The sequence below is a fragment of the Christiangramia sabulilitoris genome, assembly GCF_007050985.1.
GTDB classification, from domain to species: Bacteria; Bacteroidota; Bacteroidia; order Flavobacteriales; family Flavobacteriaceae; genus Christiangramia; species Christiangramia sabulilitoris.
Genome location: NZ_VHSF01000001.1, coordinates 933,043 through 953,300 on the forward strand (window position 1 = coordinate 933,043; position 20,258 = coordinate 953,300).

General features: G+C 40.7%; 16 protein-coding genes and 1 tRNA gene. 3 read left to right on the forward strand and 14 right to left on the reverse strand.

Going from position 1 to position 20,258, the window contains the following annotated elements:
• Window positions 1-452: 452 nt before the first annotated feature.
• Both FGM01_RS04305 and FGM01_RS14650 read left to right on the forward strand, forming a co-directional pair.
• On the forward strand, window positions 453-1,157 hold the full coding sequence (locus tag FGM01_RS04305) for a hypothetical protein (protein WP_143409894.1): 705 nt from the start codon (window positions 453-455) through the stop codon (window positions 1,155-1,157).
• A 27-nt stretch (window positions 1,158-1,184) separates the two neighbouring features.
• Entirely contained in the window at window positions 1,185-1,403 is a 219-nt protein-coding gene (locus FGM01_RS14650; RefSeq protein WP_243735757.1) for a hypothetical protein, read from the forward strand.
• 373 nt (window positions 1,404-1,776) lie between these two features.
• Here FGM01_RS14650 and FGM01_RS04315 read toward each other — a convergent pair.
• The 7 genes from FGM01_RS04315 to FGM01_RS04345 form a co-directional block, all read right to left on the reverse strand.
• Window positions 1,777-1,849, reverse strand: a tRNA-Met gene (locus tag FGM01_RS04315).
• Window positions 1,850-2,002: 153 nt separating this feature from the next.
• Complete coding sequence (locus tag FGM01_RS04320; RefSeq protein WP_143409895.1) at window positions 2,003-2,356, reverse strand: SpoIIAA family protein; 354 nt, start codon at window positions 2,354-2,356, stop codon at window positions 2,003-2,005.
• A gap of 62 nt (window positions 2,357-2,418) precedes the next feature.
• Window positions 2,419-2,601 carry a CPXCG motif-containing cysteine-rich protein gene (locus FGM01_RS04325; protein WP_143409896.1) on the reverse strand — a complete coding sequence of 61 codons (183 nt, stop codon included), beginning with the start codon at window positions 2,599-2,601 and terminating at the stop codon, window positions 2,419-2,421.
• A gap of 2 nt (window positions 2,602-2,603) precedes the next feature.
• A complete protein-coding gene (locus tag FGM01_RS04330; RefSeq protein WP_143409897.1) occupies window positions 2,604-3,935 on the reverse strand; it encodes a TolC family protein in 1,332 nt (443 codons plus the stop codon).
• Entirely contained in the window at window positions 3,919-7,122 is a 3,204-nt protein-coding gene (locus tag FGM01_RS04335; RefSeq protein ID WP_143409898.1) for an efflux RND transporter permease subunit, read from the reverse strand. The genes FGM01_RS04330 and FGM01_RS04335 overlap by 17 nt, the downstream gene beginning before the upstream one ends.
• Window positions 7,119-8,261, reverse strand: coding sequence for an efflux RND transporter periplasmic adaptor subunit (locus FGM01_RS04340; RefSeq protein WP_143409899.1), 1,143 nt, complete (start codon window positions 8,259-8,261; stop codon window positions 7,119-7,121). Before FGM01_RS04340 ends, FGM01_RS04335 begins: the two co-directional genes overlap by 4 nt.
• A gap of 55 nt (window positions 8,262-8,316) precedes the next feature.
• Window positions 8,317-10,233: an ABC-F family ATP-binding cassette domain-containing protein gene (locus FGM01_RS04345; RefSeq protein WP_143409900.1), complete on the reverse strand. Its 1,917-nt coding sequence runs from the start codon at window positions 10,231-10,233 to the stop codon at window positions 8,317-8,319.
• 52 nt (window positions 10,234-10,285) lie between these two features.
• Here FGM01_RS04345 and FGM01_RS04350 point away from each other — a divergent pair, with 52 nt between their 5' ends.
• Window positions 10,286-10,672 (forward strand): DUF983 domain-containing protein, encoded by a 387-nt coding sequence (locus tag FGM01_RS04350; RefSeq protein ID WP_143409901.1) that lies wholly within the window; start codon window positions 10,286-10,288, stop codon window positions 10,670-10,672.
• On the opposite strand, the gene FGM01_RS04355 is transcribed toward FGM01_RS04350, so the two are convergent.
• From FGM01_RS04355 to topA, 7 genes are all read right to left on the reverse strand, one after another.
• Window positions 10,669-11,727 (reverse strand): NAD(P)/FAD-dependent oxidoreductase, encoded by a 1,059-nt coding sequence (locus FGM01_RS04355; RefSeq protein ID WP_143409902.1) that lies wholly within the window; start codon window positions 11,725-11,727, stop codon window positions 10,669-10,671. The genes FGM01_RS04350 and FGM01_RS04355 overlap by 4 nt on opposite strands.
• Before the next feature lie 92 nt (window positions 11,728-11,819).
• On the reverse strand, window positions 11,820-12,713 hold the full coding sequence (gene porN / locus FGM01_RS04360) for a type IX secretion system ring subunit PorN/GldN (protein ID WP_143409903.1): 894 nt from the start codon (window positions 12,711-12,713) through the stop codon (window positions 11,820-11,822).
• Between the two features lie 12 nt (window positions 12,714-12,725).
• The gene (gene porM / locus FGM01_RS04365) at window positions 12,726-14,267 is read right to left on the reverse strand and encodes a type IX secretion system motor protein PorM/GldM (protein WP_143409904.1); all 1,542 of its coding nucleotides are present in this window, start codon (window positions 14,265-14,267) and stop codon (window positions 12,726-12,728) included.
• 53 nt (window positions 14,268-14,320) lie between these two features.
• Window positions 14,321-14,968 carry a type IX secretion system motor protein PorL/GldL gene (gene porL / locus FGM01_RS04370; protein ID WP_143409905.1) on the reverse strand — a complete coding sequence of 216 codons (648 nt, stop codon included), beginning with the start codon at window positions 14,966-14,968 and terminating at the stop codon, window positions 14,321-14,323.
• Between the two features lie 59 nt (window positions 14,969-15,027).
• Entirely contained in the window at window positions 15,028-16,392 is a 1,365-nt protein-coding gene (gene porK, locus FGM01_RS04375; RefSeq protein WP_143409906.1) for a T9SS ring complex lipoprotein PorK/GldK, read from the reverse strand.
• Between the two features lie 116 nt (window positions 16,393-16,508).
• Window positions 16,509-17,669: a formimidoylglutamase gene (locus tag FGM01_RS04380; RefSeq protein ID WP_143409907.1), complete on the reverse strand. Its 1,161-nt coding sequence runs from the start codon at window positions 17,667-17,669 to the stop codon at window positions 16,509-16,511.
• Between the two features lie 3 nt (window positions 17,670-17,672).
• Window positions 17,673-20,213, reverse strand: a complete 2,541-nt coding sequence (topA, locus tag FGM01_RS04385; protein ID WP_143409908.1) for a type I DNA topoisomerase — start codon at window positions 20,211-20,213, stop codon at window positions 17,673-17,675.
• Window positions 20,214-20,258 lie beyond the last annotated feature (45 nt).

The window sequence follows — 20,258 nt, forward strand, 5'->3', positions numbered from 1 at the left end:
TTTTTTCCATAAAAAAACCACCTCTTTTGAAGGTGGTTTTCATTTTAGTAGCGGGAACTGCCCCGAAGCATCGGGGGAACCAGTGACTTTTTTTACATAAAAAAACCACCTCTTTTAAAGGTGGTTTTCGTTTTAGTAGCGGGAACTGCCCCGAAGCATCGCGGGAACCAGTGACTTTTTTCCATAAAAAAACCACCTCTTTTGAAGGTGGTTTTCGTTTTAGTAGCGGGAACTGCCCCGAAGCATCGGGGGAACCAGTAGACCTTATTAATGAAAAAACCCTCTCAGTTTCCTGAAAGGGTTTCTAGTAGCGGAAAAAATTGGAATATCGAACCATTTTATTCAAGATTTGAAGTTGGTATCTGCCCTTATGCATATCTAAAAATGTATATCCAGGTCTACCTTACAAGATTTATATATATTTGCCTCATTAGTAATCTAAAACCTACAAAATGAAAGGGTTATATTTAAAATTATCATTAATCATCCTATTGGTCGGTATTTTGGCTTGTAGTTCAGATGATTCTTCAAATGAACCAGGATTGTCGGTGAATTTTAAAACGGTAACTTCATCGTTTAGCACAAATTCTCAATCAGCTTTGTTTAATAGACAAGCGACAAGTGGAAGCTTTATTTTTAATGAAGGCTTTATTACACTGACGGCTATGGAATTTGAGGCAGAATCTGAAAATGATATTGAATCTGTGGAATTTGAACTGGAAGGAACTATAGTAATAGATTTTGCAACAGGAATTCCTTCGCCAGATATTAGAAACATTACAATTCCTGCTGGAACTTATGAAGAAGTTAGCGTTGAACTGGAAATACTGGATGAAAATGATGACCCTTCAGTAGTTTTGATAGGTACTTATTCATCACCAGAGGGTAATGTTCTGCCAGTGCGGTTCGAATTTAACTCAGGTGAAACCTTTGAGGTAGAAAGGGAAGGAACCATAGTTTTTACTGAGAATCAATCTGCAATAGCTCAAATTACATTTGACCCTTCAATATGGTTCGCGGAAGTTACTGATGACATGATGGCGGATGCTAATCAGTTAGATGGAGTAATAGTTATAAGTGAAACCCAGAACAGCGAAATCTTTGATATTGTCGCTGATGGTTTGGACTTAGCTACCGAATTGGAAATTGAAAATTAGAACAATCTTAACCATAAATTATTCCATATGAAATTCAGTCCATTTCTTAAAACAGGTTTAATACTACTATTTTTCGCTTCAATTTTTATTGGTTGTAGTAGTGACGATAACGCATCCGAACCAGTGGTTAGAGTTAATGGTACTGCATTGTTGAAAATGATGATGATTTTTTCGGAGATATCAATGGAGACTTTACAGGTACAGGTGGCAGCATCACCAGAAGTTTTACCTGGCAAAATAACTTAAGTACTGCCGAATATAATGCCGACATTACAACTACAGCCTCTGGGGCTTTTCGAATGGTTGTAACAGATGCAAATGGTGCCACAGTTTTAAATAAGACACTTAATGGTTCTAATGAGCCTGATTCCTTTTCAGGTGTAACTACAGAAGGAACTCCTGGAGTCTGGACCGTTACTATCACTCTTACTAACTTTAATTGAGACGGAAGTTTCTCTTTAAGTGAGGGAACATAATTTATAAATTGCTGAATAACAAAAACCACCTTCAGGAGAGGTGGTTTTTTGTTTTAGTAGCGCAAACTGTCCGAAGGCATCAGGGGAAATAGTGACTTTACCTCATAAAAAAACCCCTGAATTTCAGGGGTTTATATTCTTAGTAGCGGGAACTGGACTCGAACCAGTGACCTTCGGGTTATGAGCCCGACGAGCTACCTACTGCTCTATCCCGCGATATGTATTCCAATATATTTTTCAAATTTCGGGTTATAATCCCGATGTGCGGTTTTTACGCTAAAGTTGCCTGAGCAACCTCTTATCCCGCTATATTGGACGGCAAATATAATATCATTTTTGTGATTACACCAAACTTTTTTAATAAAAAATCTACATTGATATCCATTGAATTGCTTCGAGCCTGTCCTTCAGTTCAAAAGACTTCACTTCAGTAGAAACAAAAAAATTATCGACATCCATAAATCCCCTCACCCAATTCAAATCTGTAACCATGGCCAGCCTATTTATCTGGTCTGAATGTTCAAATTTGAACCTGATATTTCTTAAGAAATATTTCAGTGGCACCTCATTGTTAGGCATGATCTCACAAAAAAGATTGATCTTATCATTTACCGCGAGTTTTTTCTCGATGATCCCATGAATTTTGTCAAGGTATTCCTGGTCTACATCTTCATCTACCATGATGCCCACTACATGCCCGGCTAATTCAAAACTTGTCGTCATATTTTTAACTTAAACCTAAAAATAAGAATTATAACGCTAAGTTATATTTCCAAATGTTTAATTTATTGTTCAATATCAGATGCCTGGAATTCTACCAGTTCGCCTTCTTCAAAAGCCACCTGAAATTCTATAGGCCGGCAACAAACCTCACAATCCTCAATATAGGTTTGAGAAGAAACCGAAGGATCAAGGAGTACAGATACCTCTTCCCAGCAATACAGACATTGAAAAAAATGTTCAAACATAGCTACAATTCTACATTCAGCAATTGGCCGGTTAACTGCAGTACCTGTAATTCGGCTAATTTGGCATCATATTTTGCCAGATTAAGACTGGTACGCGCATTGAGCAGGTTTATTTGTGCCTGCCGGAATTCTATGGAAGTAACTCTTCCCAGTTTGTATTGCTCTTCAGACCGGTTAAAATTATCCAGATTAGTTCTTACATTATCTTCCTGTACATGCAGGATATAAAGTTTATTTTGATAATTACCCAGTGCATTGGCAATATCTCTTCTAATTTCGGTCTTGCGCTGGTCTTTCAGGATCTGCTGATTCTCATATCTTATTTTTGAGTTCTGAACCTGAACACTGGTCCTTCCTCCATCAAAAATGTCCCATCTCAGACTCACTCCGGCAGAGAGACCATCGGTAGTCGTGGTAGAACCCGGAAAGAATGCTGTGGCGGCACTTCGGTTGCGGTTCCAGCCATAAGACCCTGTTAGATCTACAACGGGCAAATAGCCAGATTTACTGATTTTAATGTCGTAATCGCTTATTTCCAGATTTTGTTCGATCTGCAATAATGAAACATTATTCAACTCTGCCTCCTCAATAAAATTTTGCAATTCAAGGTCGGTTACAAATGCTACCGTTGTATCTACTACAAAATCTACATTAGTCACATCTCGATCCAGTAGCACGTTCAGGTCTCTTTTAGTATTCCTTAGTTGCTGTCCGGTTTCGATCAGGGCAATACTATCATTATTAACGTCTACCCTGGCATTTAGCACCACCAGATTGTTAGCCTGCCCGTATTCGAATTGATACTCTGCCCTGGTCACCCTGTTCTTGGAAATTTGGAGGGTTTCTTCCAGTACTTCAATATTTTCTGAAAGCCTGGCGATCTCATAATAAACACTCATGATCTGGAGTACAGTATTTTCAACCGTTTCCCTGGCTTCAAGTTGTGAAAGGTCATATTGTTCCTTAAGGCTTTTATAATTATAAAATCTACCCAGCCCATCGAAGAGCGTATAACCTAAATTAATGGAGGCATTATAACGATTGTTCTCTATCCCCCGCTGATCAACCACATCGCCGTTCTCTGGCTCTGTAATCCTGTCATTAAGGTCATAACCTGCCCCGGCAAGACCGGTTACCGTAGGCAGGTACCCAGAATTAAAAATGCTTTGGTTATTCTCTGCGATCTCCACCTGGTTCCGGGCTATTTCTATACCGAAGTTAGCTTCAAGGGCGCGCGCGATCGCCTCTTCTTTGGTAAGTTCAGCTTGCTGCGACCAGACTGAAATAGAAGCAAGTGCTATAATTATTAAAAGAGACCTATGTAATATTTTCATGCGCTGCTTCTTCTTTTTTCTCTTTAATAGCTCTTTCCATATCCTCTTTGGAAGGTTTTTCCCCGGTGGCGAGCCACCTGCCGCTTACTTTAATACTATTATTAATGGAGATTAGTAATGGTAATAGTAATAAGGTTAATATGGTAGCTACGGCAATTCCGTAGGAAATCGAGATTGCCATAGGCTTAAGGAACTGCGCCTGCCTGCTTTTTTCAAGTAAGAGTGGCGCCAAACCTGCTATGGTTGTTAGCGAGGTTAGGAAAATAGCCCTGAACCTCGATCTTCCCGCCTCATATAATGCTTTTTTGAAATCCATCCCCTCCCGAAGGAAACTGTTATATTTTCCAATTAACACAAGCCCGTCATTTACCATTATCCCCACCAGGGCAATGATTCCCAGCAAGGAAAGTACATTGATCGGGAAATCATGGAACCAGTGTCCCCAGGCAACCCCGATAATACTGAACGGGATCATGATCATCAACAATAATGGCTGACTGTAACTTCTAAAGGTAAATGCGATCGTGGCATAAATAAGGAAAAGGATAATAGGAATAACCGCTGCGGCAGAACTTGACAATTTAGATGCTTCCCGATTCTGCCCCTCATAAGAGACAGTTATACTTGGATATTTATCCAGGATTGGGGGGATCACATTTGTCCTGATATCCTCAAGAATTTCGGTAGAACTGCCGTTAGGATCTTCCATATCTGCAGATACCCTGATCTCTCTCATTCCATCCAGGTGACTAATAGACTCTGTTCCTCTAACTATTTCGTAAGTGGCGATCTCATCAAAGGGCACCCTGTCTCCGGTAGGAGTTACCAGCCTCATATCATCCAGGTCGTTGATTGAGGACCTGTTTTCCAGATCATATCTTACCCAAACACGAATTTCATCCTGTCCTCTCTGAAAACGTTGCGCCTGTGCCCCAAAGAATCCGTTTCTAATCTGCCGCATTACCTCACCCAGGTCCAGACCCAGGGCATAGGCATTATCTTTAAGCTGAACATTGATCTCCTTGATTCCCTTGGGATCGTTATCTGTAACATCCTTCAGCAGGGAGTTGTTTTCAAGATTTTGTTTCAGTTCTTCCTTAGCCGCCTCCAGTTCACTTAGATTATTCCCTAATAATGAGACCGAAACCGGTGACCCACCAAAGTTTCCACCGGAACCGAACGTAAGATTCTCCACTCCAAAAACAGGACCTACTTCGTCCCTGATGGCATTGGTAATTTCCGGAGAGCCAAAATCCCTTTCTTCACCGGGCAGTAAATTCACCTGTAAGGAAGCTTTATTATTCCCCGGGCCAACTCGCTTGATAATGTTTTCCACCACCTGCTTATTGCCAGTTTGTTTCTCGGTATATTCCTCATTCACTCTCCAGGCTGCAGCCTCCACCATAGAAATAATAGAATCTGTTCTGGCCGGGTTGACCCCTTCAGGCATTAAAAGATCTATACTTACCCTGTCACTGGCTATACTTGGGAATAAAGTCACCCTGATCCAGTTACCTCCAATAGCTCCGATGGTAAGCACGAGCACAACCAAGAGAATGGCCAGGGCCATCACCTGCTGGGTTAGGACAAATCGAAGCACCGGGCTATAGATACGATCCCTCATATATGACATCGCGCGATCCCCGTACTTATTAGCCACCTTCATCTTTTCAAAGAATTTGGCTATACCTCTTTTTGGACGTCCGTTGGTCTCAGGCTTTTTTAAGGCTTTTGAATGTGCAATATGCGCCGGAAGAATTATCAATGCTTCCACCAATGAAATTACCAGGGTTAAGATAACCACGGTAGAAACCTCTCCGAAGAATTCTCCTATCCTGCTGTCCAGGAAAAGAAAAGTTGAAAATGCCAGTACCGTAGTCACTATGGCTGAAAGAATTGCGGGAAGCACTTCTATCGTTCCATCCAGGGCGGCCCTAATCGGGCTTTTTCCCATTTCTGAATGTTGATATATATTTTCAGAAATAACTATACCATCATCTACCAGTATACCTATCACAATGATCATCCCGAATAAAGACAATACATTGATGGTTACACCCAGAGAACCGGCGAAAATGAACATTCCCAAAAAGGCGATTGGAAGTCCAAAAGCCACCCAGAAAGCCAGCCTGATATTCAGAAAAAGTGAAAGAAAGAATAAGACCAATAACATTCCCATGATCCCATTTTCCACGAGTAACTGGGTACGTTGATTCAGGGTAATGGACTGGTCATTTACTACATTCAGTTGAACATTACTGCTTTTTTGATTGAATTCGTCAACGTACTCATTGATCTTTTCAGCAGTAGCCAGGAGGTCTTCACTACTGGTATTACTAACCGAGATATTTACCGCTACATTGCCATTGAAGTAAAGCGCATTGGGCGTTTCAGAAAACTGATCTTTTACAGTAGCTACCTCACCCAGGCGTACTATCTCACCTGTAGAATTAGACTTGAGGACTATATCGTTTAAAGCATCGGCATAATAAGCGCGGTTATTAGCCCTGATAAGATAATCTTCAGCATCGGTCTTAATCGTACCGCCGGTAGAAAGTATATTGGAATTTCGCACCGCCTGGGCCACCTGGTCAAAAGTGAGATTATAGGCGAGCAGATCATTTTCACTCACCGCGATCTCGATCTCTTCCTCAGGAAAACCTGAAATACTTATTTGCGATACTCCGTCGAGAAGACGCAGGTCATTTTCAATCTGCTGACTAATCTGTTTTAAGGTTGCCAGAGGAACATTATCACCACTTACCGCAAAATTTATAGTCTCCCTGATAAATTCCTGTTTGGAAACCACCAGTGGTTCCATTCCGCCGGGAAAGGTAGGCACCCTATCCACTGCGTTTTTTACCTCGGTAAGCATGGCATCTATATCCTCGCCACGTTCTATCTCCACGGTGATAGATCCGCCGCTTTCACGGGCTACAGAAGTTACCCGGTCTATACCTTCGAGACCTTTAAGGTTGTCTTCAATTTTAAGAATAATACCTTCCTCTATCTCTTCCGGGGCAGATCCCGGGTAGGCTATACTTATGTTTATGATCCTTGAGTCCTGAAGTGGAAAAAAGGAAGACTTCATATTCATGATCCCTATCACCCCGAAGATGACAAAAGCCATGATAACGACATTTACCGCAACCCCGAACTTTATAAAGTAATTGATTAACTTTCTCAAGACTGTTCTTTTTTAAGCAGGTCTTTCTGTCCTTCGATCTTTACCAGCATCCCCGAATAAGCACCCGGTACATTTGCCGATAAAATTTTAGTCCCGTTATCCAGTCCTTTAATTACCACTGTATTATTAGTGAAGTAAACGGGATCGATTTCTACAAGATTCAGGGTGCTGTCCTGCACCACGTAAACTTTAGACCGGTCTACCAGAAGTTCTCTAGGGATCTCGATAGCATCTTTTTCTTCCTTGGCATCAAGCTGTGCCTCCAGATACATCCCTTCACTCAATTCAGGGTTTTCCACCTTAATAAAAACCCTAATACTTTGAGTTTCCTGGTTCACTTTGCCGTTGATTCGGCTAACCGTTCCTTCGTAGGTTTTGGTTCCTTCCAGGTTTTGAAGTTTTACAGCTTTCCCCACCTCGAGAACATCGCTGAATTTCTTTGCAATAGACACTTCGAGCTCATACACGCTGGGATCTATAAATTCCCCTAGTTTCTGTCCTGGCCGTATTAATGTGCCTTTATTCACCAAAGCTTCCGTAAGTATCCCGTCATAAGGAGCTATGATAGCATACTTAGCCAGGCGCTCTTCCAGATTCTTGACATTATAATAAGCAGATACAATTCCCCGACCGGTAATAAAATACTGTTCCTGGCTTGTAGAAGTTTCAGGAAGAGGCGGCACAGGTTTGGTCATATCAAAATTCTTCAGGTAGGTTTCCCATTTCTGAAAAGCATCCGGGTAATCCAGACGCAGATCTGGCATAATGGAGGTAATATTATTGTACAGATCACTCTTAGCCGACTGTACCGTTGCCCGGTATTCTTCAGAATCGATACTCAGCAAAACCTGCCCTTTTCGATATTTCTGTCCCGGCCTGAAATCCTTGCTGCTATACCTGAAAATCCCCTGAACTTCAGAATAAAGATCCATTCTATGCAGTGCAGTAATATTACCATTTGCCGGCACCACGATTGGTACCGTAGTATTTTCCACCGTGTCCACAAAGACGCTTTTGACGGTTTTGGCAACAGGAGGCTTCTCCTTAACATTACTATCTATAATTAATTTTGCGCCGAAAATAGCAGCAACTACCAGCACTACACCGAGTGCGGAAAGAATGATCTTACGTTTATCCATAACAGTACTAGGACTTAGATGAGTCCCTATGGTTTAATCTGAAGATAAGTAAATTCTAGCTAATTTGCTCGAGATCGAGTTGAAGTTCCTCCCACTCAGCCATTAACTTTTCGAGTTTCTTTTTCGAATCATTATAATTATTTAGAAAATCTGGTTTGGTGACGGTTTTCTCATAATTATTTGCCAGCTCTTTATCTTTGGCTTTCAGATCTTTTTCAAGTTTGGTGATCTTAGCCTCAGTTTTACTAAGCCGGTTTTTAAGCCTTTTGATTTCTTTCTGATCGTTAAAAGACCTTTTCTCTTCCTGGTTATCCTTCTTTTTCGAAGCTTTAACCTTATCACTTTTTTCAACGGCACGCATATCCAGAAGCTTTCTCTGCTCCAGGTAATAATCAATATCACCAAGATACTCCCTAATTTTATGATCCCTGAATTCGTAGACCCTGCTGGTTAGATTTTGGAGGAAATCACGATCGTGAGATACAATTATCAAAGTACCTTCAAAATTTTTAAGAGCATCCTTTAGAACATTCTTGGATTTTATATCAAGGTGGTTGGTAGGTTCATCCATTACCATCACATTGAACGGCTCCAGTAACATCTTGCAAAGTGCCAGCCTGTTTCGCTCTCCCCCGGAAAGGACCTTAACTTTCTTCTCTACTTCATCACCCCTGAATAAAAATGCTCCAAGCATATCCCGCACCTTCATGCGGTTTTTTTCATTGGAAGCATCTTCCATGGTTTGGAGAACGGTTTTTTCACCGTCAAGATATTCAGCCTGGTTCTGTGCAAAATACCCGATCTGTACATTATGACCCAGTTTCAGCTTTCCTTCATGCTCGATCTCACCAATTATGATCTTGGCTAAAGTGGTTTTCCCCTGCCCATTCTGGCCCACAAAAGCTATTTTACTTTGACGTTCAATAAGAAGGTTCACATCTTTTAAAACCTGCTTATCCCCATACGATTTTCCCAGGTGTTCAGTTTCGATCACCACTTTCCCCGGGTTTACCGAAATTGGAAAGTTAACAGACATTACAGCATTGTCGTCCTCATCAACTTCAATTCTATCTATTTTATCCAGTCTCTTTATTAAAGACTGGGCCATCGATGCTTTACTAGCCTTGGCACGAAACTTATCAATAAGTTTTTCTGTATTCTCTATCTCTTTTTGCTGATTCTTCTGGGCCGCAAGCTGTTGTTCCCTCAGTTCCTTCCTGAATTCAATAAATTCTGAATATGGTTTCCTGTAATCGTAGATACTCCCAAGGGAAATCTCAATACTTCGATTGGTCACATTATTCAGGAACATTTTATCGTGAGAAACAAGCATCACACAACCTGCATAGTTGTTCAGGAAATTCTCCAGCCAGATGATACTTTCGATATCAAGGTGGTTGGTAGGCTCATCCAGAAGCAATATATCATTGTTCTGCAGTAATAGTTTGGCCAATTCGATCCTCATTCTCCATCCTCCGGAGAAAGTTTGTGTAAGCCTTTCAAAATCCTCTCTTTCAAATCCAAGACCCTGTAACACTTTTTCGGTCTCTCCTTCGTAGTTATAACCTCCAATGATCTCATATTGATGAGTGATCTCACTAAGATCCTGGATTAACTGGTTGTAAGACTCACTTTCATAGTCTGTCCTGGTGGCGAGCTGCTCATTGATCTTCTCCATTTTTCCTTCCAGCATTTTGATCTCCTCAAAAGCCTGGTGCGCTTCATCCAGCACGGTTCTTCCCTGTTCGAAATCCAGATCCTGTTTCAGGAACCCTATTCGCAGCTCTTTATCTTTAGCGATCTGCCCCGAATCATATTCCTGGTCTCCGGAAATTATCTTTAATAAAGTAGATTTCCCTGCACCATTTTTCCCAATAAGACCCACTCTGTCGCCAGGCCCAAGCCTGAAACTAACCTCTTTAAAAAGATATTCTCCCTGAAATGAAACTGAAAGATTATGAATATTAAGCATTAACGCATATTTTTTGCAAAGATGCTTAAATTTGTGATGCAAAAAAAATAAGATGGGACTACTTAAGGGAACTAAGATCTACAGCATTTTCACCGGTACTTGTCCTGTTTGTCAGGAAGAGAGTATGTATAAGGAATCAAACCCTTATAAACTCAACAAGGTGTATGACATGCATGAAAGATGCAGTCATTGCGGAACAAAATATAAGATCGAACCTTCTTTTTTTTACGGGGCTATGTATGTGAGTTACGGGGTGGGAATTGCCTTCGCTGTAGCAGCTTTTATAATTGCCTATGTATTTTTGAATTCAACATTATTAACAGCCTTTTTCAGTATTGTGGGTACGCTAATAATTTTTATGCCGGTGATAATGCGTGCTTCAAGAAATATCTGGATCAACCTGTTCTTTAATTATAAAAAATCTGAGGCGGGTAATTAGCCCTGGCGGTAATGTTTTCTTGTAAAGCGCCGCAGATCTACCTCGGTATCCAGGTCCATATCATTTTCGATATGATCCAAAAGTGCCAGCGACACATTAGGGGCTATCAAAACACCCCTGCTACCAAAACCATTACAGCAATACATATTTGATATTTCGGGATGTTCACCTACCAGGGGTTTCCTGTCTGCAGTAGCCGGGCGTATCCCTGCTACCTGATCTACCACCTCAAAATCACATTTTATAAATTTCCTGAGTTCGTTTATCAAACGAAGTCTTGCTTTTTCCGTTGGCACAGGAGTTTTATCTTCATGATCGTAGGTTGCACCTGCTTTGTAGAGGTCATTTCCAAGAGGCATAAGGAAGACCGATGACTTTACCGCAAAGTCGAGCTTGAGTTCTTTAGACCGTATGGTAATATACTCACCTTTGTTACCACGCAATGGCAGATAACTGAAGTATGGATTTTTCTTTAGACCAAAACCCTCGCAGAAAATAATATTTTTTGAAGCGAGACCTTTATAGCTAAACTTATCATTATCTATAACCAGGGCTGCATGGTCAAAACGTTCATTCTTAAGGAGACCATTTTTAGCCAGGTGCGCCCTGTAGTTATCAAGTAATAATTCAGTATCTATATTGCCTGTATGCAATACCTTTCCCAACGCATGCCCCGCATCGAGATTAGGGTTTTTATTTCTTTTTAATTCCGGATCCAGGAAGGGAGCCACACCAGGTTTATCTGTAGCGACAAACCAGTCGTTTTGTTCTTCAACAGAATGAAATCTTCGATAGATGTTCCATTTATGAACAAAATGCACTCCCAGTTTTTTTTCCAAATGTTCGTAAAAGGGCAAAGCCGTTTTCATTTGTTCTGCGGCATTCCAGGCAGCAGTAAACCTTTTAAGGATTACCGGATTAAAAATTCCACCCGCGACATAAGAGGAGCTTTGGGAATTATCCTCAAAAACTACATAATCCCTGCCTCTTTTTTCGAGCTCTTCGGCTACAGCCAGCCCGCTTAAGCCAAGCCCTACAAGTATATGATCCAACATTGTTCAAAGATATTAAGGCTTATGTTCTTAATCAAAAGCAGATATAAAAAAAGCGCCTTAAAAAGGCGCTTTAGTATTTTTATAATCTGGAGTTAGTAACTCCACATATCCTGTTCAAAATTCCTGATCTGTTCCTGGATTCGCTGCGATTCCAGAAGCTGCATAAATGCATTATCTGCAATGTACTCATCGATCTCACGATCACCCTGAACATTATCTTCCTTATAAATCACCCCGTTAAATCTTCGGGAATTCAGTAAATGATCAAAAGAAACCACCTGGGCAGTATTATTACCTGTGAAAACTTTTGCCTCGTGTAATACTTCTCTTGCATCAGGGAACCACACCCAGAATAACTCAACAAGATCGGTTTGACCGGAATCGATGAAGTTAACATCTGGAGCAACCGGAGCTATTCCAAGAATTCTGTACTTAAGTTCAGCAAGGCGCTTATCGAAATACCAGATTCCACGGATGTGATATTGGGCGATATCAGCAGATCCAAGATCACGACGATCTATAAACTGCTCATCAACCTGTTCACCAGCATTGTACTGCTCGATTCCAAGATCTGTAGTATCAATTTTAGAAAGGGTCGCCCGGATATCTTTTAAAGTTCTTTTTTCTGTGAAATAAGAATCTGCATAGATATTCTGAATCTTACCTTCCTTAATGGCTTTTACGAGAACATCATATAAAGACCTCCTGTTAGCACCTATATTATTGGTGTCGATGGGATAATAAAGAGGAAAATTAACCCTTTCATCCAGATCGATAATTTCCCATGTTCCTTTAGACCAAAGAATATCACGATCACCTACATACCCATATTCCAATGGTTTATCTTCTTCATCTACCAACGCCTGAACTTCAGATTTCTTACCGATATCTTCAGGTTTATTCGCGTTAAGAATGTTTGCCTGACCGAAAGAAGAGACACCCAGCATCAACACAAACCCATATACAAAATATTCTTTCAAGCTCATTTTAAATAATTTTTAGTTAGTAAGCTCTATAACTACCGGAGCCACTTTCTTCAGCTTATAGCTTGAGTTACCTGCAAGCGAAGCAGAAATATCATAAATCTGTACAGATTCACCTCTACCGGCACGTCTAAGCGCCGCCTTGGCTCTGTCATCCAACCTGCTACCATTAACAATAATGGTTGGTTGCCCCGGAACTTTAAATTTAAAGCCGGTCACATTTAGGTTAAGGTCAAAATCAAAATCTGGAAGACTTGCGCCTACCGTGGCGATTTCCAGACTGTTCCTTTGCATGGAAACAGCACCGTCTTCCCCACGAATGGTTCCTACAGGTCTTGGAATATCCTTCACTCTAAATGTTTTCTTATCTGAAACTGTTTTACCTCCAGGTAAAGTTCCGCTAACACTAATGGTAACTTCTCTGGCTTGCAAAGTAGTTACATCCATAAGGTAGCTTCCCGCACCGCCAGACTGTCTAAGACCAGGAGCATTTGCACTTACGCTGCTTACCCCAGGAATAGAAATGGTCATAGGGTTCTGCACCCCACGATATACCACATTCATTTTATCTGCAGAGATAACCGCAGAATTAGGTAGTGGTATCACTGTATAAGATCCATCTACCGGAATTTCCTTGGTTTCACCATCTTCAAGATATTCCAGTTTACCGTTGATCTTTTGCTCCCCTACATTTCCTGCAGGAAAGTCAAGAACAACCTGACCATCTTTTAAGCTTTTTACTTCTTTACCGTTGATAACAACGTTCTCAAACTGAAGCGTATTATCAAAACGACCTAATACCACTTTACCGGAAAAATTCTCTCCACTAAAGAAAGCTGGCTTAGAAGGAATTACGATAGCCTCATAGTTATCAAGAGAAACGTCACTCTGTAGCTGACCTGAAAGCATTGACGAAAGAATCTCACTTTCGGTGCTCTTTACGTCTGCCTGCATTTGAGTAAGCTGGGTAATAGAAGCCACCAACGGAAATCCTTCAAATCTATACTTTAACCAAGGTACCTTCGCTCCTTCCACATTCTCTGGATCTGTGGCAAATTCTTTTTGAATATTCACTTTCTTAGCGATACTACCATATCCATCTTCAAGAATTTCAGACACTCCGTTTCTATACGTTTGTATTTGTGCCAGAAATTCTTCTCCTTTCGGGGAGATCCTACCAGACTGGAAGAACATTTGATCCATAACGGTAGACTGGTCCATCGTCTCGTAATCCTTAGGGTCATCTACAGAAGCCTGTAACTCTTCTTTGATTCCTTCGATATACTGAGTGAAATTGGTGGACAACTCGTGTATTCTATCTGCATCCTCTTTGATGCTGGTATATTTTGCAGGCTGTTCTTCAACCTTAGTAGCAAGACCTGCCATTAAAGCCGAATTTCTTTCAGTATAGTTTTCAGCGGTCTTATCAAGTTTCTCGTTCATAAGTCCAAAAGCGGTAAGTACCTCTTTGGACATGTTTAGTGCCATCATGGCGATGAAAACCAGGTACATTAGGTTAATCATCTTCTGCCTTGGCGATTGTTTTCCGGATGCCATGTCTAATTAGTTGTTTTTAAATTAATATAACAGCTTAATTGAAAAATTATCAATTAGACTCTAACTTTTCCGTTCATCGCAGTTAACATTCCACCATAAACATTATTTAATGAAGCCATATTTTCGGTAAGAGAATTCATTTGGGCCTTAAGCCTTCCAGCATTCTCTGCAACTTCCTGGTTTACCTCTGCCTGTTTAGCTGCAGATTCAACCTGAGCTTTATAAATATTATTAAGGGTTTCCATTTGTGCAGCGGCCACACTTAGTTCTTCAGAATATTTCTTTTGAGATGCCATAGAATCTACGGTAGGGGCAATACCTTTAGCGGCTCCTTCGAAATTTCTTATACTCTCACCAAGAGAAGCCATAAGACCTGCGTCCAGTCTAGCTTCCTTCAGCATTTCGTCAAGTTTTTTAGACAGCATTCCTTCTGCTTCTTTTTCTTCAGCGACCACTGCCTTTCTATCCACTCCCTGACCTCCTGCTAATTCCGGATATACCAGTGACCAGTCTAACTCATCATCTATCGGCTCGAATGCAGAATATGCGAATACCAATGCCTCTACGATAAGCCCTAAAATAAGCATTGGGTTACCACCGGGCCAGTGCATGATTTTAAAAAGGGCACCTAAAATAACTACAGATGCTCCCAGACCATACACCATATTGGTCACTTTTTTTGTTGATCTTGAATTTGCCATAACTCTAATGTTTGATTTTCTTAATTGATTTTATTGATAGGTTTAAGTTCCAACTGCAATTATGGATTCTTCTGGTTTAAGGTTACATCTGTTCCAAGATAATCCTGGACGGTTCTAAACCCGATGTAACTTCTTGCTGAATCCATGTACTCATAATCTCTTGAACTTACCTGAAGGAAGTAAGCAACGTCTTTCCAGGAACCTCCACGAACTACTTTTCTCCTGTCTTTAGGATTATTCACGGTTGGGTTCATAGTAGACATATACTCATACGATCCCGGATCGTATGAAGAATCTACCCATTCGCCCACATTCCCTGCCATGTTGTACAGGCCGTAGTCGTTGGGGTCGTAAGATTTAGCTTCGACGGTGTAAAGCGCCTGATCTGCTGCGTAATCCCCTCTTAATGGTTTAAAATTAGCCATAAAACATCCGCGGTCATTTAGAGTATAAGGCCCTCCCCAGGGATATGAAGCTCCTTCAAGTCCACCCCTGGCTGCATATTCCCATTCTCCTTCGGTAGGTAACCGGTAAGATGGAACATTAGCATCTCCTTTAGCTTTGCGGAAATCATTATGATATTTAGTTCTCCACTGAGTAAAAGCTCTGGCTTGTTTCCAGGAAACTCCTACCACAGGATAATCATCGAAAGCACTATGCCAGAAATAATCATTATGCATAGGTTCGTTATAGGAATAATTAAAGTCTTTGATCCATACAGTAGTATCAGGATAAACAGCAACCTCTTCTTTTCTAATAAAATCACTACGGCCGCCCTGCTGCTTGGCAGCAGCCTGAATATCCATATAAGAATATTTAAATTTCAGCTTTTTTACATCTATGGTACGCTGACCATTGTACACTTCATCCAATGGAATGTACATTGAATCCATTACTTCAGCATAATATACATCCGGATAATCTTCTGTATCCCAGTATATTTCAACATCGGTATTGAGCTTTCTGTTTTCGTAGTCATCGGTAGGTCCACCCTGGCCGTAAGTATTCAGCATATACTCTTCATACGGGGTAAGATTTTCAGGATCTGCATCTGCAAAAGCAAATTCACCAATCCCATCGTCCCCGGGCACAGCGCCCTGAAGCTCAGCCATAATAGCCAGATTAACCCGAACGATCGAGTCTCTCACATAATTTACAAACTGTCTGTATTCGGAATTGGTTATCTCGGTTTCATCCATATAGAATGAACGAACGGTAACGGTTTTAGGTGGTGCATTTTTCTGGCCGGCGATGTCATCATCAGATTTTCCCATAATGAAAGCGCCTCCCGGTATTAATGTCATACCATAAGGTTTCTCCGGATTCCACTTCTTCCCCTCCGCACCTACTAGCTGTCCACGATCACCTCCACCACAGCTATAAAGCAAGGCCAGAACAGCAATGAGCGAAATATACTTCTTCATAATAATCTTAGGTTAAGACATTTTGATTTACGGCAGTAAACCTATCTAATTATTTTTTAAAAAACAATATTTCAGATAAAAATACCGTAAATCAGAATCATGTCTGAATACAATTTTTAGACTTCGTTTTTTCTTTTGGCTTTATACCAACGTTCCGGAATTACCTGATTGCAAGCTTCAAGATAATCCGCTTCGCTGCAAGGTAATAACGTATGCCGTTTTAATTTAGTATTTACATTCGATAAAAATGGAATTTCTATCCACCATCGCCCACTAACAGGACTTTTAAAAAACACAAGTACCTCATCATCAATAGGTACCTGATACTTTATAAACTCTTTTTTCGCCGAAATAGTATTTTCATTTGTACGATAATTTACGCCTTCTATAAAATACCATATAATCTGGGCAATAAGCATATTGGCCTGCTCTCCCAGTTGTTCCTGGTATTCATAAACTCCAAAAGAGGATATTTTATCACTTATTCCCGCATACCTGGACAGGGCACAGATCTCCCTGCCGTTGAACCCATTAGGAGATTTAAAAAAAGAAGAGTTCAAGGCGGCAGAATCTATTGCCCCAAGATCCAACCCCACAAGGTCTGCACTCCTGAGTATAGGCTCCATAAGGGATATATCTGAAGTTACTTCTCCTAACCTGTATGCCTCAAAAAATAACCTTTCCATTAATTCAATTTCGTCCTGGGAATTGTAATAAGTCTGGTATCCTACAGTAGAGTAATTAAATAAATTATAAGGTTGATCAACTACGATTTTTCCTACATAAGAATGACTGGAAATTGGTTTTTCAGCATCACCAAGATCAAAGTTCCTATCAATATTTACAAGGTTAACCATCTGATCTAAATTATCATAGGCCCGGTATTGCGCATAGATCAAATCCTGACTCCCTCCCAGAATAATAGGTAATACGTCGTTTTTTATAAGACTTTCAACCAAAGTTTGCACGGCGAAGTAGGTGTCTTCCACCGTAGCTCCCGCCCTAATATCTCCAAGATCTGCCAGGTTTAGCTTCCAGTTGCCTGGAAATAAACCATAAAAGGTTTCCCTTAATCTGTCAAAATCGGGAGCCTCTGTTTTCTTTTCGGCCCTGCGATTTTCACTCACCCCAAAAATAGCGACATTAACCGCTTCAAGATCTGGCATTCCAGATCTTTCTGTATGTAATTTAATATTGGCACCAATAGCCAGTGGGTTTAAATTTCTGATTTCATCCAGTAAATCTTCATGAACCGGACTAAGAAAATCGAACTCCATATATTATTTCTTTTTGGCAGGTTTTTTAGCAGCAGGTTTCTTTTTTGCTGCCGATTTTTTCTTTGCAGCAGTTTTCTTCTTTGCAGCAGGCTTTTTCTTCTTGGTATTTTTCTCTATGATCTCTTTAACCTCATCCAGCGTAAGCTCCTCTGCATTGGTAGTCTTAGGCAACTCTACCTTGGTCTTACCTTTTATTACATTAAATCTACCCCATCTTGCCTTTTCCACACGTATCCCCTCTTCTTCCCAATGGTGAATTAGTTTTTCACGTTCCTTTTTAAGCTTGTCCTCGATAAGTTCTTCAATATCATTATCTGAAAGATTATCGAAATCGTACTTTTTGTTCACATTAATGAACATATTGTTCCACTTTAAAAATGGTCCAAATCTACCAACCCCTTTTTGGACAGGCAGTTCTTTATATACATAGATTGGTGCATCTGCTTTTTCTTTTTCTTTGATCAGCTCCATGGCGCGATCAAAGTCAACGTTCAGCGGATCCTCTCCTTTTTCAAGAGACACAAAAGTTTTCCCAAATCTTACGTATGGGCCATATCTGCCATTATTTACCTCAACATCCTCACCTTTGTATTCACCGAGCTTCTTAGGCAATTGAAATAGATCCATCGCCTCTTCATAGGTAAGCGTTTCCATATTCTGATCGGGGCTAAGACTGGCAAACCTCGGCTTTTCCTCATCTTCCACACTACCAATTTGCACCATTGGTCCAAATTTACCCAACCTAACGCTCACAGGCTTCCCGGTCTCAGGATCTTTCCCAAGAATTCGTTCTCCCACTTCTCTTTCAGCATTTTTGGCCACGTCCTGAACATGCGGATGAAAATCTTTGTAAAAATCCTTCATCATCTCTGTCCACTCCTCGTTTCCTTCAGCAATATTATCAAAGCTTTCCTCTACTTTCGCAGTGAAATTGTAATCGAGGATATTGGAAAAATGATTAACCAGAAAGTCATTCACAACCATCCCTGTAGCAGTAGGCACCATTTTACCTTTATCACTACCAACGGTTTCGGTTAATGTTTTCTCTTTTAGCTTATCATTTTTAAGCTCGAACTGCACATATTCCCTCTCGGTTCCATCTACCGAACCTTTCTCCACATAATTTCTACTTTGAATTGTAGAGATGGTTGGAGCATAAGTAGATGGTCGTCCAATCCCAAGTTCTTCCAGCTTTTTTACCAGGGAAGCTTCTGTATATCTGTATGGTGGACGCGTAAATCTTTCGGTAGCAGTTATTAATTCGTTGATAAGAGGCTGATTTACTTTCATTGCCGGAAGCATACCGCTCTGTTCCTCATCCTCTTCATCACTTCCTTCCAGGTATACCTTGAGGAAACCATCAAATTTCAGCACCTCACCGTTGGCGGTAAAGTGATTCTTATGTTTATCTGCTTCTATCTTAACATTGGTTCTTTCCAAAAGAGCATCGCTCATTTGTGAGGCAATCGCTCTCTTCCAGATCAATTCGTATAATCGTTGCTGATCACGATCTGCAGAAATACTATGTTTAGCAAAATTAGTAGGACGAATAGCTTCGTGAGCTTCCTGTGCACCTTTGCTTTTTCCTTTGAACTGGCGGGCTTTGGCATATTTATCACCATAAGCCTTCAGGATTTCTTCCTTAGCACCTTTCCTCGCATCCTCAGAAAGGTTCACGCTATCTGTTCTCATATAAGTAATATGACCGGCTTCATATAAACGCTGGGCCATGGTCATGGTTTTACTTACCGAGAAATATAATTTCCTGGCAGCCTCCTGTTGTAATGTCGAAGTTGTAAAAGGTGGTGCTGGATTCTTCTTAGCCGGTTTTGTAGTAAGATCGGCTACTTTAAAGTTCGCCCCGATATTTTCTTTCAGAAACTTTTCAGCTTCTTCTTTAGTATCAAAGTTCTTAGGGATTTTAGCTTTAAAAGACTTTCCTTCTTCAGTTGAGAATTCAGCATCTATCCTGTAAGAAGCTTGCGGATTAAAATCCTGGATCTCCCTTTCTCTTTCCACAATTAGTCTTACCGCAACAGACTGAACACGGCCTGCCGAAAGACCTCCTTTGACCTTACGCCAAAGTACCGGTGATAACTCGTATCCTACCAGCCGGTCTAAAACCCTTCTGGCTTGCTGGGCATTGACCAAATTGTAATCTATACTCCTTGGATTATCTATGGCTTTAAGAATCGCAGATTTTGTAATCTCATGAAAAACTATACGTTTAGTATTTTCATCCTTCAGGTTCAATTCTTCAGCTAAATGCCATGCAATGGCTTCTCCCTCACGATCCTCATCACTCGCCAGCCATACCATTTCAGCATTTTTAGCAAGTCCTTTCAGTTTCCTGACGACGTCCTTTTTGTCGCTGGAAACTATATATTTAGGCGTAAAATCTCCTTCGGTATCCACCCCGATTTCCTTGGTAGGCAAATCTGCAATATGCCCAAAACTTGAAGCAACCTTATAATCGCTTCCAAGAAATTTCTCTATAGTTTTTGCCTTTGCAGGAGACTCAACAATCACTAAATTCTTAGCCATACATCTGTCTGTTTATAATTGCAAAAGTATATCAAATTTTTCTTC

Excerpts from the sequence above, each read along its gene's own strand:
- FGM01_RS04330 (WP_143409897.1), bottom strand. The coding sequence starts at position 3,935 with ATGAAAATATTACATAGGTCTCTTTTAATAATTATAGCACTTGCTTCT.
- FGM01_RS04320 (WP_143409895.1), bottom strand. The coding sequence starts at position 2,356 with ATGACGACAAGTTTTGAATTAGCCGGGCATGTAGTGGGCATCATGGTA.
- FGM01_RS04325 (WP_143409896.1), bottom strand. The coding sequence starts at position 2,601 with ATGTTTGAACATTTTTTTCAATGTCTGTATTGCTGGGAAGAGGTATCT.
- FGM01_RS04380 (WP_143409907.1), bottom strand. The coding sequence starts at position 17,669 with ATGGAGTTCGATTTTCTTAGTCCGGTTCATGAAGATTTACTGGATGAA.
- FGM01_RS04355 (WP_143409902.1), bottom strand. The coding sequence starts at position 11,727 with ATGTTGGATCATATACTTGTAGGGCTTGGCTTAAGCGGGCTGGCTGTA.
- FGM01_RS04345 (WP_143409900.1), bottom strand. The coding sequence starts at position 10,233 with ATGCTTAATATTCATAATCTTTCAGTTTCATTTCAGGGAGAATATCTT.
- topA (WP_143409908.1), bottom strand. The coding sequence starts at position 20,213 with ATGGCTAAGAATTTAGTGATTGTTGAGTCTCCTGCAAAGGCAAAAACT.
- FGM01_RS04305 (WP_143409894.1), top strand. The coding sequence starts at position 453 with ATGAAAGGGTTATATTTAAAATTATCATTAATCATCCTATTGGTCGGT.
- porL (WP_143409905.1), bottom strand. The coding sequence starts at position 14,968 with ATGGCAAATTCAAGATCAACAAAAAAAGTGACCAATATGGTGTATGGT.
- porK (WP_143409906.1), bottom strand. The coding sequence starts at position 16,392 with ATGAAGAAGTATATTTCGCTCATTGCTGTTCTGGCCTTGCTTTATAGC.
- FGM01_RS04350 (WP_143409901.1), top strand. The coding sequence starts at position 10,286 with ATGGGACTACTTAAGGGAACTAAGATCTACAGCATTTTCACCGGTACT.
- porM (WP_143409904.1), bottom strand. The coding sequence starts at position 14,267 with ATGGCATCCGGAAAACAATCGCCAAGGCAGAAGATGATTAACCTAATG.
- FGM01_RS14650 (WP_243735757.1), top strand. The coding sequence starts at position 1,185 with ATGAAATTCAGTCCATTTCTTAAAACAGGTTTAATACTACTATTTTTC.
- porN (WP_143409903.1), bottom strand. The coding sequence starts at position 12,713 with ATGAGCTTGAAAGAATATTTTGTATATGGGTTTGTGTTGATGCTGGGT.
- FGM01_RS04340 (WP_143409899.1), bottom strand. The coding sequence starts at position 8,261 with ATGGATAAACGTAAGATCATTCTTTCCGCACTCGGTGTAGTGCTGGTA.